Origin of the sequence: Stenotrophomonas africana, from assembly GCF_013004645.1 — a bacterium.
GTDB lineage: Bacteria > Pseudomonadota > Gammaproteobacteria > Xanthomonadales > Xanthomonadaceae > Stenotrophomonas > Stenotrophomonas africana.
The window spans coordinates 186,017-199,427 of the sequence record NZ_JABEME010000002.1; the positions used below are offsets into that span (position 1 = coordinate 186,017).

At 67.0% G+C, this 13,411-nt stretch carries 12 protein-coding genes; 7 read left to right on the forward strand and 5 right to left on the reverse strand.

Features of this window, described 5'->3' with window-relative positions:
- Positions 1 to 124 precede the first annotated feature (124 nt).
- Positions 125 to 1,468: a chloride channel protein gene (locus HLA98_RS05115; RefSeq protein ID WP_057500797.1), complete on the forward strand. Its 1,344-nt coding sequence runs from the start codon at positions 125 to 127 to the stop codon at positions 1,466 to 1,468.
- A gap of 7 nt (positions 1,469 to 1,475) precedes the next feature.
- On the opposite strand, the gene HLA98_RS05120 is transcribed toward HLA98_RS05115, so the two are convergent.
- Positions 1,476 to 2,387, reverse strand: a complete 912-nt coding sequence (locus HLA98_RS05120; RefSeq protein ID WP_057500796.1) for a LysR family transcriptional regulator — start codon at positions 2,385 to 2,387, stop codon at positions 1,476 to 1,478.
- A gap of 144 nt (positions 2,388 to 2,531) precedes the next feature.
- Here HLA98_RS05120 and HLA98_RS05125 point away from each other — a divergent pair, with 144 nt between their 5' ends.
- The 6 genes from HLA98_RS05125 to HLA98_RS05150 all read left to right on the forward strand — a co-directional run bounded on the left by HLA98_RS05125 (position 2,532) and on the right by HLA98_RS05150 (position 8,030).
- On the forward strand, positions 2,532 to 3,590 hold the full coding sequence (locus HLA98_RS05125) for an alpha/beta hydrolase (RefSeq protein WP_057500795.1): 1,059 nt from the start codon (positions 2,532 to 2,534) through the stop codon (positions 3,588 to 3,590).
- Between the two features lies 1 nt (position 3,591).
- A complete protein-coding gene (locus HLA98_RS05130; protein WP_057500794.1) occupies positions 3,592 to 4,791 on the forward strand; it encodes an MFS transporter in 1,200 nt (399 codons plus the stop codon).
- Between the two features lie 207 nt (positions 4,792 to 4,998).
- The gene (locus tag HLA98_RS05135; protein ID WP_057500793.1) at positions 4,999 to 6,168 is read left to right on the forward strand and encodes an L-dopachrome tautomerase-related protein; all 1,170 of its coding nucleotides are present in this window, start codon (positions 4,999 to 5,001) and stop codon (positions 6,166 to 6,168) included.
- A 95-nt stretch (positions 6,169 to 6,263) separates the two neighbouring features.
- Positions 6,264 to 6,953, forward strand: a complete 690-nt coding sequence (locus HLA98_RS05140; RefSeq protein WP_057500804.1) for a ComF family protein — start codon at positions 6,264 to 6,266, stop codon at positions 6,951 to 6,953.
- 58 nt (positions 6,954 to 7,011) lie between these two features.
- Positions 7,012 to 7,563 carry an HdeD family acid-resistance protein gene (locus HLA98_RS05145; protein ID WP_021203354.1) on the forward strand — a complete coding sequence of 184 codons (552 nt, stop codon included), beginning with the start codon at positions 7,012 to 7,014 and terminating at the stop codon, positions 7,561 to 7,563.
- Positions 7,560 to 8,030 (forward strand): SecDF P1 head subdomain-containing protein, encoded by a 471-nt coding sequence (locus HLA98_RS05150; protein ID WP_057500792.1) that lies wholly within the window; start codon positions 7,560 to 7,562, stop codon positions 8,028 to 8,030. Before HLA98_RS05145 ends, HLA98_RS05150 begins: the two co-directional genes overlap by 4 nt.
- Positions 8,031 to 8,082: 52 nt before the next feature.
- Here the strand turns inward: HLA98_RS05150 and HLA98_RS05155 are convergent, their stop codons facing one another.
- The 4 genes from HLA98_RS05155 to HLA98_RS05170 form a co-directional block, all read right to left on the reverse strand.
- Complete coding sequence (locus tag HLA98_RS05155) at positions 8,083 to 9,885, reverse strand: MFS transporter (RefSeq protein ID WP_057500791.1); 1,803 nt, start codon at positions 9,883 to 9,885, stop codon at positions 8,083 to 8,085.
- Between the two features lie 241 nt (positions 9,886 to 10,126).
- Complete coding sequence (gene nagA / locus HLA98_RS05160; protein WP_057500790.1) at positions 10,127 to 11,254, reverse strand: N-acetylglucosamine-6-phosphate deacetylase; 1,128 nt, start codon at positions 11,252 to 11,254, stop codon at positions 10,127 to 10,129.
- Positions 11,251 to 12,027, reverse strand: coding sequence for a DeoR family transcriptional regulator (locus HLA98_RS05165; protein ID WP_049444377.1), 777 nt, complete (start codon positions 12,025 to 12,027; stop codon positions 11,251 to 11,253). Before HLA98_RS05165 ends, nagA begins: the two co-directional genes overlap by 4 nt.
- 33 nt (positions 12,028 to 12,060) lie before the next feature.
- Positions 12,061 to 13,395, reverse strand: a complete 1,335-nt coding sequence (locus HLA98_RS05170) for a D-tagatose-bisphosphate aldolase, class II, non-catalytic subunit (protein WP_057500789.1) — start codon at positions 13,393 to 13,395, stop codon at positions 12,061 to 12,063.
- Positions 13,396 to 13,411 lie beyond the last annotated feature (16 nt).

The following is a 13,411-nucleotide window of genomic DNA, read 5'->3' on the forward strand; positions in this document are numbered from 1 at the left end:
TTGGTTTACGGGCCGTTCGTGCAATCGAGCATCGACCGAAGCGCCGCATTTCACCGCATGCTGCAAGGCGTCCAGCCACAGTGCCTGCTGCCCAACGCAAGCGCTGGCGCGCAGACTCTCTCCCATGATTGGTCTTCACCGACTCCGCGACCGCATCACCACACTGGTCCTGAGTGAGGCCTGGCGCCGCCGCGCCGCGCTCTGGGGTGGCGCTGTGGCCGTGGCGCTGGTAGCCATCCTGTTCGCCAAGGCCAGTGACGCGGCCTTCCATCTGTTCCAGCGCATCACCTCGCACTCGCCGTGGTGGACCCTGCTGCTCACGCCCGGCATCTTCGCGCTGCTGGCCTGGTTGACCGCCGGTGTGCTGAAACCCACGCGGGGCAGCGGTATTCCGCAGGTCATCGCTGCGTTGGACAAGCCCGATGAGCCATTTCGGAAGACCAATCTTTCGCCTGCGGTCTCAGCCGGCAAGCTGCTGCTGACCTCGTTGTCGCTGCTCGGCGGCGCGTCGGTCGGGCGCGAGGGGCCCACCGTCCACGTGGGCGCCAGCCTGATGTACCTGTTCGGCCGCTGGTTCGGTTTCAAGGATCCGCGCGAGCTCTCGCACTTCCTGCTGGCCGGTGGTGCTGCCGGCATTGCGGCGGCGTTCAACACACCGCTGGCGGGTATCGTCTTCGCCATCGAAGAGCTCAGCGGCCGCTTCGAGCATCGCTTCTCAGGCACGCTGCTGACCGCGGTGATCGTCGGTGGCGTGGTGTCGCTGGGCCTGCTGGGCAACTACACCTACTTCGGCCACGTGAGCGCACGCCTGCCGCTCGGCCAGGGCTGGCTGGCCATCCTGCTGTGCGGCGTGGTGGCGGGCTTGCTGGGAGGCCTGTTCGCACGCGCAGTATTGGCCAGTGCGGCGGGCCGCCCGCGCTGGCTCGGGCAACTGCGGCAGCGGCATCCGGTTCTGTTGGCCGCAGGCTGCGGCCTGGTGGTGGTACTGCTCGCCCTGGTCTTCGGTGAAGGCGCGTTCGGCACCGGCTACGAGCAGGCGCGCAGCCTGGTGCAGGGGCAGGCGATGGTCGGCCATGAGTTCGGGTTGATGAAGTTGTTGGCCAATCTCGCGTCGTACGTGGCCGGTATTCCCGGCGGCCTGTTCTCGCCGGCGCTGGCGGTCGGCGCGGGACTCGGCCACAACCTGGCGGCGCTGATGCCGGGCGTGGACCCGCGCGCGTTCGTGCTGCTGGGCATGTGTGCTTACCTGACCGGCGTCACCCAGGCGCCACTGACCTCGGCGGTGATCTCGCTGGAGCTGACCGACAGTGGTGACCTGCTGCTGCCGATCCTGGCCACGGTGCTGATCGCGCGTGGCGTGTCCGGGCTGGTGTGCAGGGTGCCGATCTACCGCGGGTTGGCGGAGTTGTTGATGGCGCCCCGTGCGCCAGACGTCGCGGGGGGCACCGATCCTGGAGCGCGGACCTGAGGCAGGCTCATGTGCCCTGCCGCAGCCAGGCCACCAGTGCCGAGAACGCGGGCGATGGCTGGCGTCGGTTCGGGTAGTACAGGTGGTAACCGGCGAAGGGCACGCACCATTTGTCCAGCACGGCCACCAGGCGCCCAGCCGCCAGATGCTCGGTGACCAGTGGTTCGGGAACATAGGCCAGCCCCAGACCGTCAAGCGCGGCGTTGATGACGTGAGTCATGCTGTTGAACACCAGCGGTCCCTCCCCGCGCACGCTGAACTCCTTTCCCTTTCCCTTTCCCTTGCCCTTGTCCTCGAATTCCCAGGCGTAGATCGATCCGTTGGGACGGTGGCGGATGTTGATGCAGCGGTGGCGGGTGATGTCGGCCGGCTTCTTCGGCTTCGGGTGCGCGTCGAAGTATGCAGGGGAGGCCACTACGACCAGCCTCCAGTCCGGACCGACACGCACTGCGATCATGTCCTTGCTCAGCGCCTCACCCAGGCGGATGCCGGCGTCGAAACGCTGCTCGACCACGTTGGTGAACCCGTAGTCCACGTAGAACTCCAGCGTGATGTCCGGGTACGCGGCCAGGAAGCCAGCGAGACGCGGGCGGATGATCATCTCGATCGAATCGTCGGTACAGGAAATCCGCAGTGTTCCGGTCGGGGTGTCGCGCAGTTCGCCCAGTGCCTCGATGCTGGCGCCGATGGCCGCGAAGTGAGGGCCGATGGAGTGCATCAGACGCTCGCCGGCCTGGGTGGGCGACACATTGCGGGTGGTGCGGGCCAACAGGCGGATGCCCAACCGCTCTTCCAGCAGGCGCATCGAATGGCTCAACGCCGAAGGCGTGACGCCGAGGCGCGCAGCTGCCTTGGTAAAGCTCTGTTCCTGCGCAACAACCAGGAACGCCTGGAGATCATTGGATTTCACGAAGGCCATGGCGCTGCATCGTTCGGAGGCATGGCCGAACCCTAGCACGGACTTGTGAGCACAGCTCAGCAATCCATCAATCGGCAGGTGGATTATCACGGCAGGCCCCCCCGCCTATCGTGGCGCCCTGCATCCTCCTCCAAGGCCACGACCATGAAGCGCACCCCCCTGCTGCTGGCGCTGATCACCAGTGCATTCGCCCCTTTGACCGTGATGGCCGCCGATGTTCCTGTTGCGGTAAAGCCGGCGGGCGCGGACAACTTCTACAGAAGCGCCGATGTATCCCGCGAGCGTGTGACGTTCCGCAACCAGTACCAGATGAGCGTAGTGGGTACGTTGTACCGCCCGAAAACCCGGCGCGGGAATGAGCACGCCCCGGCGATCATCGTCGGCCACCCGATGGGCGCGGTGAAAGAGCAGAGCGCGCAGCTGTACGCGCAGAAGCTGGCCGAGCAGGGCTTTGTGACGCTGGCGATCGACCTGCCGTTCTGGGGCGAAAGCCAGGGTGAGCCGCGCAATCTGGTGGCCCCGGAGATCTATGTGGAAGCCTTCAGCGCTTCGGTCGACTACCTGGGGACGCGCGAGTTCATCGATCGGGAGCGCATCGGCGTGCTCGGTATCTGCGGCAGCGGCAGCTTTTCCATCGCAGCCGCCAAGCTGGACCCACGCCTGAAGGCCGTCGCCACCGTCAGCATGTACGATATGGGCGCGGTTACACGCAATGGCCTGAAGCATTCGCAGAGCGCAGACCAGCGCAAGGCACTGCTGGAAAAAGCCGCCGAGCAGCGCTACACCGAGTTCGATAGTGGCAAGGGCGTCTTCCTCGATTATCTGCCGGCCACGCTGCCGCCCGATGCAGACCCGGTCACCCGTGAATTCTGGGATTTCTACCGCACCACGCGCGGCGCCGCCCTTCCCAAGGGCTATACGCTGGAACAGACCCAGAACCGCATGCTGACCAGCGAAGTGCGCTTCATGAATTTCTATCCGTTCAACGACATCGAAACGATCTCGCCACGTCCCATGTTGTTCATCGCCGGCAGCGAAGCGCACTCTCGTGAATTCAGCGAAGACGCCTACCGACTGGCGGGTCAACCCAAGGAGTTGTATATCGTGCCGGGAGCCGGCCACGTGGATCTGTACGACCGCACCGATCTGATTCCGTTTGCGAAGCTGGGCAGCTTCTTCAGGCAGAACCTGGCAGAACGTTGAGATGAGTGCTTCGATCGCATCCAACGCAACGGCGGAAGGCACTCCTGCGCGTGCGCATTGGGGCGGTGTGCTGGCGATGACGCTATGCGTGTTCGCTCTCATCGCTTCGGAGTTCATGCCGGTCAGCCTGCTCACGCTCATGGCCGCCGATCTGCGCGTAAGCGAAGGCATGGCCGGCTACGGCATCGGCATCTCAGGTGTGTTCGCGGTGCTGACCAGCCTGTCGATCAGCCGCGTGGCGGCTCGCATGGACCGCAGGACACTACTGCTGTCGTTGACCTCGCTGATGGCAGTCTCCGGCGCGGTGGTGGCATGGGCCAACGGCTATGCGATGTACATGGCGGGCCGCGCGCTGATCGGCATCGTCATCGGTGGCTTCTGGTCGATGTCCGCCGCCACCGCCATGCGACTGGTACCTGCGGCACAGGTGCCACGCGCACTGGCGATCTTCAACGGGGGCAATGCATTGGCAACTGTGATTGCCGCGCCGCTGGGGAGCTGGCTGGGCGGTGTGATCGGTTGGCGGGGTGCCTTCCTGTGCCTGTTGCCCATAGCGGCCGTCGCACTGGTGTGGCAATGGCTGAGCCTGCCCCGCCTGCCGGCATCGCCCGTTGCCGCGACCGACAGTGTGCTGGGCTTGCTCAGGCACCGCGTCGTGCTCCTCGGGATGGGGGCCTGCGGCGCATTCTTCATGGGGCAGTTCGCACTGTTCACTTATATCCGGCCGTTCCTGGAAGCCGTGACCCATGCTGGCAGCACCGCGTTGCCATTGATGCTGCTTGCCATTGGCGCGAGCGGCGTTGTCGGGACGCTCGTCATTGGTGTCTTTCTTGCGCGTGGTCTGTCCAGGACCCTGATCGCAATCCCCGTACTGATGGCAGCTGTGGCTGTAGCGCTGGTGCCACTGGGCGCATACGCATGGCCGGTGGTGACGCTCCTTGCCATCTGGGGCTTCCTCGCCACCGCGGCGCCAGTGGGCTGGTGGAGCTGGGTCGCGCGGACCTTCGCCGGCAATGCCGAGGCCGGTGGCGGATTGATGGTGGCGGTAGTGCAGTGCTCGATCGCGCTGGGCTCCACCCTGGGGGGACTGTTGTTCGACAGTCTCGGCTATGCCAGCAACTTCATGGCCAGCGCCGGCGTCCTGCTGGTCGCCGCACTGTTGGCTTGGCGGACGGCAAAACGGGCTGCTCTGCTCCTGTAGGGCGCGCGCCGCAACTGTGGGGCGACAGCGGTCTGCACGATCTGCCGATAGGCACGTTCCATTGCTCGGATAATCAGGATCAATCATTTCGTATCTTCACTCCTGTAGTGAAGCTGATTCCCCGTTGCACCGTCTACCCGATGCCAGGTGCGCCGCTGAAGATGCACCCACGCCGGGGCTGCGCCCGGACCCGCATCGAGAGCGACCATGATCAACTGCCGTATCCGCCGCCTGGCGGCTGCCGTCCTGGCCCTGGCCAGTTCCCCCGCGCTGGCGCTGGCAGGCACGCCTGTGCTTCCCAGCGAACGCAGCATCGGTGTCATCGAGCCGGTGGCGCGTTTCGAAGGTGCCATGCCCACCAGCGTGGCGGTGTCCGAGACCGGGCGGATCTTCGTCAACTTCCCGCGCTGGGGCGACGAGGTGCCCTACAGCGTGGCCGAGTGGCGCGATGGCCATGCCGTGCCCTATCCGGATGCGCGCATCAACCGCAAGGACGGCCCCGATCCGGCGGCCCACTTCATCAGCGTGCAGAGTGTGGTGGCCGATGGCCAGGGCCGGTTGTGGGTGCTGGATACCGCCGCGCCCGGGTTCTCTGCACCACTGGCCGGCGGCGCCAAGCTGGTGGCGATCGATCTGGCCACCAATGCCGTGGCCAGAACGCTGGTGTTCCCGGCCAACGTCATCGACGCGCGCACCTACGTCAACGATGTGCGCTTCGATTTCCGTGTCGGTCGCGAGGGCGTGGCCTACGTGACCGACTCGTCGCTGAGCGGCATCGGCGGCATCATCGTGATCGACCTGGCGACCGGCGCCGCGTCCAAGCGCCTGATCGGTCATGTGTCCACATCGGCGGATCCGGCATTCGTACCGATCGTGGAAGGACAGCAGATGCGGCTGCGTAACGCGGATGGTTCGACGCAGCCGTTCACCGTGGCTGCCGATGGCATTGCGTTGTCGCCCGATGGCAGCACGCTGTTCTACACCCCGCTGTCCAGCCGCCATCTGTACAGCGTGCCGACCGTCTTGCTGCGCGACCCCAAGGTAAGTGAGGCGGCGCTGGCTGCGGCCGTGGTCGACCTGGGCGACAAGGGCGCGTCCGATGGTATGGAGATGGACGCCAACGGCCGGCTGTATGCCAGCGACTACGAGCACAACGCCATCCATGCCCGTGATGCGCAGGGGCGCTGGACGACCGTGGTGCACGATCCACGCATCCTGTGGCCCGATACCTTGTCGATGGGACCCGATGGCTATCTGTACTTCACCGCCAACCAGCTGCATCGGCAGGCCGGATTCAATGGTGGCGTTGATCGTCGGCAGACGCCGTACATGGTGTATCGCACCCGGGTGGATGCGAATCCTGCGCCAACGCGGTGAGGTGATCGGGGTAGCGGGTGGGCGATAAAACCCCTACGGCTCGTTGAGGGCACCCCCGATGGCAGCCCGCTGACGGCGGCGACATGCTGAAGTGCATGTCTGTCTTCTTCGACCCGGGCCGCCACGTGCAGGCCGCACTTCGCGTGCTGCTACCGCTTCGTTGCCTGGTCTGCGGTGACCCAGGCCACGATGGACTCGATCTCTGCGATGCCTGCCTGGCCGGACTGCCCTGGGCCGGTCGGGCCTGCCTGCGCTGCGCGTTGCCGTTGCCGGACACCGCGTTGATCGTCTGCGGGACCTGCCGTGAGGAGGTCCCGCCACAGGCCGCCACCCATGCCAGCCTGCTGTACCTGCCGCCTGTCGATCAGCTGCTGGTGCGCTACAAGTTCCATCAGGATCTCGCAGCCGGACGCCTGCTCGCGCAGCTGATGCAACGCGCACCGCCGCCGTGGTGGTGTCCGCCGCTGGTGCCGGTGCCGCTGCACAATCGCCGGTTGCGCCAGCGCGGCTACAACCAGGCGGGCGAGCTGTGCCGGTTGCTGCCGATGCCGGTCTGGCAGGGGCTGTACCGGCGGCGGCATACCGCACCACAGTCCGAGCGCACGGCCGAACAGCGCCGGGAAAATCTGTTCGACGCGTTTGCGGTTCGTGGTCCGGTGCCCACGCGGCTGACCGTGGTCGATGATGTGATGACCACCGGCAGTACGGTGATGGAGGTCGCCGAGACGCTGCGCCTGGCGGGCGCTGCGGAGGTGCGTGTGTGGGTCTGCGCGCGGGCGCCGTGATCGCCCTCTTCATCCACAGGGGCTAGGATGAGGCCGGTTCCGGATCGAAGGAGTGGCCATGAATTCCCCCCTGTCTCCCTTGTTGTCGGCAGTTGGGCGCAGCTGGTGGATCCTGCTGCTGTACGGGCTTGTCGCACTGGGTTTCGGCATCGTTGCCATCGGCTGGCCGTTGTCCGCAGCGATGGCGCTGGCGTGGACACTGGGCGTGATGGCCATCGTTGAAGGTGTCATCAGCCTGTTCGCACTGATCAGCGGCGGCAGTGGTGCCTCGCGTGGGTGGCTGGCGCTGTACGCCATCGCCTCGTTGGGCTTCGGCATCCTGGCGGTGATCAATCCGCTGGCCACCGCCAGCGTGCTGGTGCTGTTCCTGGCGGCGTGGCTGCTGGTGGCCGGCATCTATCGCATCGTGTTCGCGATCCGCGTACGCAAGCAGATCCAGGGCGAGTGGCTGCTGATTCTCAGCGGCGTGCTGGCGGTGGTGCTGGGCCTGTTGTTCGCGGCCAACCCATATGCGGGCGTGGCGGTGACCACGCTGTGGATCGGCATCGGCAGCCTGCTGTATGGGCTGCTGCAGGTGCTGGTGGCATTCAAGCTGCGGAAGCTGAAGTGAGGGCTGCGCTTCCGCTGTTGCTGGGCGTGGCGTTGACCCTGGCCGGATGCATGCCGGGCGCCACACCCGGTGCCCTGGCAGGCAAGGATCATGCGCCACGCCCCGGCGTGGATGTGCGCCTGAGTGCGGTCGATACAGCCGGCAAGGGCACATCGGTGCAGTGGCAGGGCGAAACCCTGGCCCTGCGCGAGCCGCCGATCGCCGTCAGCGCCGACATCGCCGATGTGCGCTATGTGCTGGACGCGGGCCAGCAGCCCGGCCTGCAGATCCGCTATCGGCCGGAAGCGCACCAGCGCATCCACGATGGCACGGCAGCACTGGTGGGCCAGCGAGCGGCGATCAGCGTGGATGGCCGCGTGCTCATGGTGGCGACGGTGAAAGGGCCGTTCGGCGAATCGATGATGCTGAGCGGGCTGCCGAGCATTGCCGAGGCGCAGGCGCTGGCGAAGCACATCACGGGCGAGTGACGGGCGCGCCAACAACCCCGCACTGCTCACGGAGGTCGACCCAGGTCGACCGCTACCGGGCAAACCGTGCTTCGATCTCTTCCAGTGACCTGCCCTTGGTCTCCGGCAGCCAGAATGCGGCCACCAGGAAGAACACGAAGGTGCACGCCGCCCAGAACACGAACATGCTGGCGTAGCCGTAGTGCCCCACCGTGGGCAGGAAGAGGGCGGCGATGGTGGTCGACACGAACTGGTTGATCAGCAGCGCGATGCTCATGCCGTTGGAGCGGATGCGGTTCGGCATCAGTTCCGACAGTGCCAGCCACACGCAGACGCCGGGGCCGACCGCGAAGAACGCGACGAACACCAGGATGCAGGCGGCCACGGCCCAGCCGTGTGCCGGTGGCGGCACCGGGCCGATGCGGGCCTGCTCGATGCGTAGCGGTGCCCGCGCGGCACTCGCTGGGTCGGCGAACGGATTCAGATGCAGTTTGCGGAAGAACGCACCGATCACGCTGTCCGGCTGCACGGTACCCGCGCGTTCCACGCGCAGCTCGCGGTCGGTCAGGTTGTCGCTGCGCAGGGCGCGCACGTTGGTGAAGTCGCCGTAGGCGTACGACACCGTCAACTGCATCGGTCGGCCTTCGCTGTCGATGCCACCGCTCAGGTGCTGCCACTGTGCGTCATCCAGCACCAGCCGCAGGCCGTCGCCGCTGACCGCCGCCTGCAGCTGCGGCTGCACATCGGCCCGACCGCGCTCGGCCTGGAAGAACAGCGTGGCCGCCGCCAGCAGGGCCACGCAGATGCCGCCGCTGCCGAGCATCAGCAGGAACTTGCGGCCCTTGCGGTCGACCAGCAGCAGCGCGACCACGGTCATCACCGCGTTGAGCAGCTTGATCGCCACGTCGGCACCGTTGGCCACCGAGCCGGACAGGCCGGCCTGGTTGAGGATGTTCACCGCGTAGGCCAGCACCGAGTTGATGCCGGTCGCCTGGGTACAGGCCAGCACCACGCAGGCCAGCACGAACGGCACCACGTAGCGGCGGCTGAGCAGCGGGTCGCGCTTGCCGTCGCTGCTGCTCGATTCCGGTGCCTGGATCTGGGCCAGCGTGGGCTCGACGTCTGCGGCGGGAAGGACGCGCTGGAGGCTGCGGCGGGCTTCAGCGATGCGGCCGCGGCGCACCAGCCAGCGCGGTGATTCGGATAGCCAGAAGATACCGGCGCAGAACAGCAGGCCCGGCGCCAGGCAGGTCCAGAAGATGGTGCGCCAGGCGTGGTCCTTCACCGCAAACAGCTCCTGCGCCTGCTGCGCCACCGGCAGCGAACGCACGGCTTCGGCGGCGGCATCCACGGCGTGGGCGTGGTATAGGCCGATCAGGGCTGCCAGCACCAGGCCAACGGTCAGCAGCAGCTGGAACATGGCCGCGCCGCGCCCGCGTCGTTCGGGGCTGAGCACTTCGGCCAGGTACAGCGGAATCACTACGCCGATCAAGCCGCCACTGATGCCCTGCAGGAGGCGACCCAGCAGCAGCGGCGTGTAGCCGGAGGCCAGTGCCATGATCGGAATCGAGGCAGTGAACAGCAGGCCGGCCAGCAGCATCGCGCCGCGGCGGCCGATCAGGTCGGCGATCATGCCGGCGAACAGCGAGGACAGCACGCTGCCCAGCAGTACCGCTGCCACCACGAAGCCGAGTTGCTGGCTGCTGAGCTGCCAGGCGTGGCTGGCGGTCGCTTCAAGATAGGGCAGGGCGCCGGCGATGATGCCGATGTCGATGCCATACAGCAGGCCACCGAGGCCGCCGATGAAGAGCAGGTAGCGTACGGGCCAGCGCGGAGCGGTGGAAGCGGGTACGGCAGGTGCGGCGGCTGCGGTCATCGGCGTATTCCTGGAATAACGGGGATGGTGCGTGGCTGAGGCATTGCGCTTGCGCGCTTCATGTAGAGCCGAGCCATGCTCGGCTTGCCGCGCGAAGCACGGCGCGGGCGGTGTCGATGTCGGTACGGAAAGCAGCCGAGCATGGCTATGCCGATCGTCCTGATCGGCACCCTCCGGGCCGTCGCAAGCGACGTTGGCAATGGCTCCTGCCATTGCCTTCGGCTCTACAAAAACGCAGATATCAGGCGTTTGCGGCGTTCAAATCGACTACGCGCCCGCCCACCACCACCTGCTGCAAGCGCAGTTCCGCATCCAGCACTACCAGGTCGGCACGGGCGTCGGGCGCGATGCGGCCGCGATCGCCCAGGCCCAGGTAGTCGGCAGGGAAGGTGGAAACACGTTGCGAGGCATCGGCCAGCTCCAGGCCCACACGCACCAGGTTGCGCAGCGCCTGGTCCATGGTCAGCGCGCTGCCGGCCAGCGAACCGGTCGCCAGGCGCACGCAGCCGCCGCACTTGTGCACACGCTGCTCGCCCAGCGCGTACTCGCCATCGGGCATGCCGGTGGCGGCAGTCGCGTCGGTCACCGCATACAGGCGCGGAATCGCGCGCGCGGCCAGGCGGATCACGCCGGGATGGATGTGCTGCAGGTCGGGAATGATCTCGGCGTACTGCGCATGCGCCAGTGCCGCCGCCGCGATGCCCGGGCGATAGTGATCGACGCCGGTCATGCCGTTGAACAGATGGGTGAAGCCGGAGGCGCCGGCCTGCAGGGCAGCAACACCTTCTTCGTAGGTGCCGGCGCTGTGGCCGAGCTGCACGCGGATGCCCATCGCCGAAAGCGCAGGTATCAATGCGGTGTGCTCGCCGATCTCCGGTGCCAGCGTCATCACCCGGATCGGCGCCAGCACGTGCAGCTGCTGCACCAGCGCCAGCGTCGCCTCGATCGTACGGTTGGGCTGTGCACCCAGCCGCTGCGGGCTGATGAACGGTCCTTCCAGATGCACGCCGACGATGCTGGCGGCGTCTGCATCGGGCGCGGCCATGGTGGCGGCCACGCCGTGCAGCGCGTGCTCGATCTCATCCAGGCCGGCGGTCATGGTGGTCGCCAGCAGTGTGGTGGTGCCGAAACGAAGATGGGTGCGGGCGATGGTGCGTGCCACGTCGCCGCCCTGCATCAGGTCCACGCCGGCCGCACCGTGCACGTGCAGGTCGATGAAGCCGGGCAGGATCACCGGCAGCTGCAGGTCATCGGCACCGCTGTGGTCGTCCACCTGCAGCTGGCGCACGTGCGAATCGAAGTGGACGTGGCCACGCCGCCAACCCAGCGGCGTGAGGATGCGGCCCTGCAGGGTGCGGATGTCGGTCATGCGGCGGGCTCGGCGATGATCACTTCGATGCCCAGCCGCTGCAGCCCTTCACGGGTTGCGTCGTCGATGCCGGCGTCGGTGATGATGGCGTGGATCTGGTCGAGGCGGGCGATGCGGTGCAGGCTGACGCGGCCGAACTTGGAGGCATCGGTCAGCACCACGATGCGGCGCGCGCGCTCGACCATGCGGTGGTTGAGGCGGGCTTCGGCTTCGTCATGGGTGGTCAGCCCGAACTGCAGGTCCAGGCCATCCACGCCCAGGAACAGGGTGTCGAAGCTGTAGGAGTTGAGGCTGGCCTCGGCCTGGCTGCCCTGCAGCGACAGCGACTGCTGGCGCAGCAACCCCCCGGTCAGCAGTACGGTGATGCCCGCCGCATTGGCCAGTTCCCAGGCGATGTTCAGGCCGTTGGTCATCACCGTCACGTCGCGATGTGCGCGCAGATGGCGTGCCAGCGTCATCGTGGTCGAGCCGGAGTCGATGATGATGTTGTCGCCGGGCTGCACCAGGCGCGCGGCGCGCGCGCCGATCGATTCCTTCAGCGGAAGGTTCAGTGCATCCTTTTCATGGATGTCCTGTTCCTGCGGCGGCGTGCGCACCAGCGTGGCACCGCCATGGGTTCGGTTGGCCAGGCCCTGCGACTCGAAGTGGGTCAGGTCGGCACGGATCGTCACCGCCGACACGCCGAAGCGCTCGACCAGATCGGCCACCTGCACCGAACCGTGCTCGATCAGCAGCTGCAGGATCTGTTGCCGGCGGGAGCGGGTGTTGCGCATGGCCATTCTCGGTTTCGCGGGAAAAGGTAGAGATTAGCCGTTCGCAGCAACGGCGGCAGCCGAACCTGCGTGGTGAGTGCGGGTTCCGGCCTGGTTGGCGCTGCAGGCACGGGCGTACTCACCCAGGCACAGGCCGATACGGTGCTGCACCAGTGCGGTGGGGGTGTTGGCCAGGGTGCCTTCGCGCACGGCGCGGTACTGTTCCGGCAGGTACTGGCTGAGCAGCACCAGCGGCGGCGCGTGCTGTTCCAGGTTGGCGAACAGGGTCTGCACCGCCTGTACCAGCGCCGGCTCGCCCCAGTAGTAGCGGCAGCGGTCGCTGAAGGAGTAACTGCGCAGCAGGCGCAGCGCTGCCTCATCGCCCTGGTAGTAGGACTGCCAGTACTTCGGCTGCGCCACCATCACCTCGTCCAGCACCTGCGGCAGGCGCGAGCATTGTGCGGCCGGCAGCAGTTCGGCCTCGATCGCGGCCAGCGCGAACAGCGCTTCGCGGTAGGCGAAGGTCGCCGCCGGGCCGACCTTGAGGATGGCGAAGTGGTCGCGCACCAGCGCGTGCAGGCCGCTTTCGCGCTGGTAGTCGGTGGAGTGCGCCTCGAACACGATGCGTGGCTGCTGTTCCAGGAAGTCGGCCAGCGTGCTGGCGGCGGCCGGGTCGTACTCGTGCACGCTGCTGTGGTCGAAGTCGACGCCCGGCTGCACCACCATCGCGATCACGCGCTGCCACGCATCACGCAGCTGCGGCGTGTCGAACGCCTGCTGGTGGATGGCCAGGGTCTGCGCGGCGGCGGCCGGCGTGGTCACCTGCAGGCCCTCGGCAAGCGAGGCTTCTCCACCGGGAATCGGCACCTCGGTACCGATCACGTAGACCGGCGGCGGCAGGCCGTGTTCGGCGGCGGTGCGTTCGGCGATCTCGGCCAGCTCGGCCGAGCGTGCGGCAACGATGGCATCGGGCAGCGGCACCGGGTCATCGGCGCAGGACATGCTGCAGTCGAGGTGGATCTTGTGGAAACCGGCGGCGACGTAGGCTTCGATCAGCACGCGCGCGTGGGTCATCGCTTCGGCAGCCGGGCGCTTCTGCCAGGCATTCGGGCCAAGATGGTCACCGCCGAGGATCAGCCGCTCGCGCGGGAAGCCTTCCTCATCGGCCAGGGTACCGACGTAGTCGCGGTACTGCGGCGGGGTCATGCCGGTATAGCCGCCGAACTGATCGACCTGGTTGGAGGTGGCCTCGATCAGTAGCACGGTGTCATGCGCCAGTGCCACGTGCATGGCCGCTCGCAGTACCTGCTCGTTGCTGCAGCAGACGCTGTACAGGCCGACGTTGGCACCGGCGCGGTGGGAGGCAAGCAGGGTCTGCAACGGGGACATGATCAGGCTCCGGACA

What these genes read in the sequence shown, in the direction of transcription:
- HLA98_RS05170 (WP_057500789.1), bottom strand. Translation starts at nt 13,395, where the DNA reads ATGTCCCCGTTGCAGACCCTGCTTGCCTCCCACCGCGCCGGTGCCAAC.
- HLA98_RS05125 (WP_057500795.1), top strand. Translation starts at nt 2,532, where the DNA reads ATGAAGCGCACCCCCCTGCTGCTGGCGCTGATCACCAGTGCATTCGCC.
- nagA (WP_057500790.1), bottom strand. Translation starts at nt 11,254, where the DNA reads ATGACCGACATCCGCACCCTGCAGGGCCGCATCCTCACGCCGCTGGGT.
- HLA98_RS05155 (WP_057500791.1), bottom strand. Translation starts at nt 9,885, where the DNA reads ATGACCGCAGCCGCCGCACCTGCCGTACCCGCTTCCACCGCTCCGCGC.
- HLA98_RS05145 (WP_021203354.1), top strand. Translation starts at nt 7,012, where the DNA reads ATGAATTCCCCCCTGTCTCCCTTGTTGTCGGCAGTTGGGCGCAGCTGG.
- HLA98_RS05140 (WP_057500804.1), top strand. Translation starts at nt 6,264, where the DNA reads ATGTCTGTCTTCTTCGACCCGGGCCGCCACGTGCAGGCCGCACTTCGC.
- HLA98_RS05115 (WP_057500797.1), top strand. Translation starts at nt 125, where the DNA reads ATGATTGGTCTTCACCGACTCCGCGACCGCATCACCACACTGGTCCTG.
- HLA98_RS05135 (WP_057500793.1), top strand. Translation starts at nt 4,999, where the DNA reads ATGATCAACTGCCGTATCCGCCGCCTGGCGGCTGCCGTCCTGGCCCTG.
- HLA98_RS05130 (WP_057500794.1), top strand. Translation starts at nt 3,592, where the DNA reads ATGAGTGCTTCGATCGCATCCAACGCAACGGCGGAAGGCACTCCTGCG.
- HLA98_RS05120 (WP_057500796.1), bottom strand. Translation starts at nt 2,387, where the DNA reads ATGGCCTTCGTGAAATCCAATGATCTCCAGGCGTTCCTGGTTGTTGCG.
- HLA98_RS05165 (WP_049444377.1), bottom strand. Translation starts at nt 12,027, where the DNA reads ATGCGCAACACCCGCTCCCGCCGGCAACAGATCCTGCAGCTGCTGATC.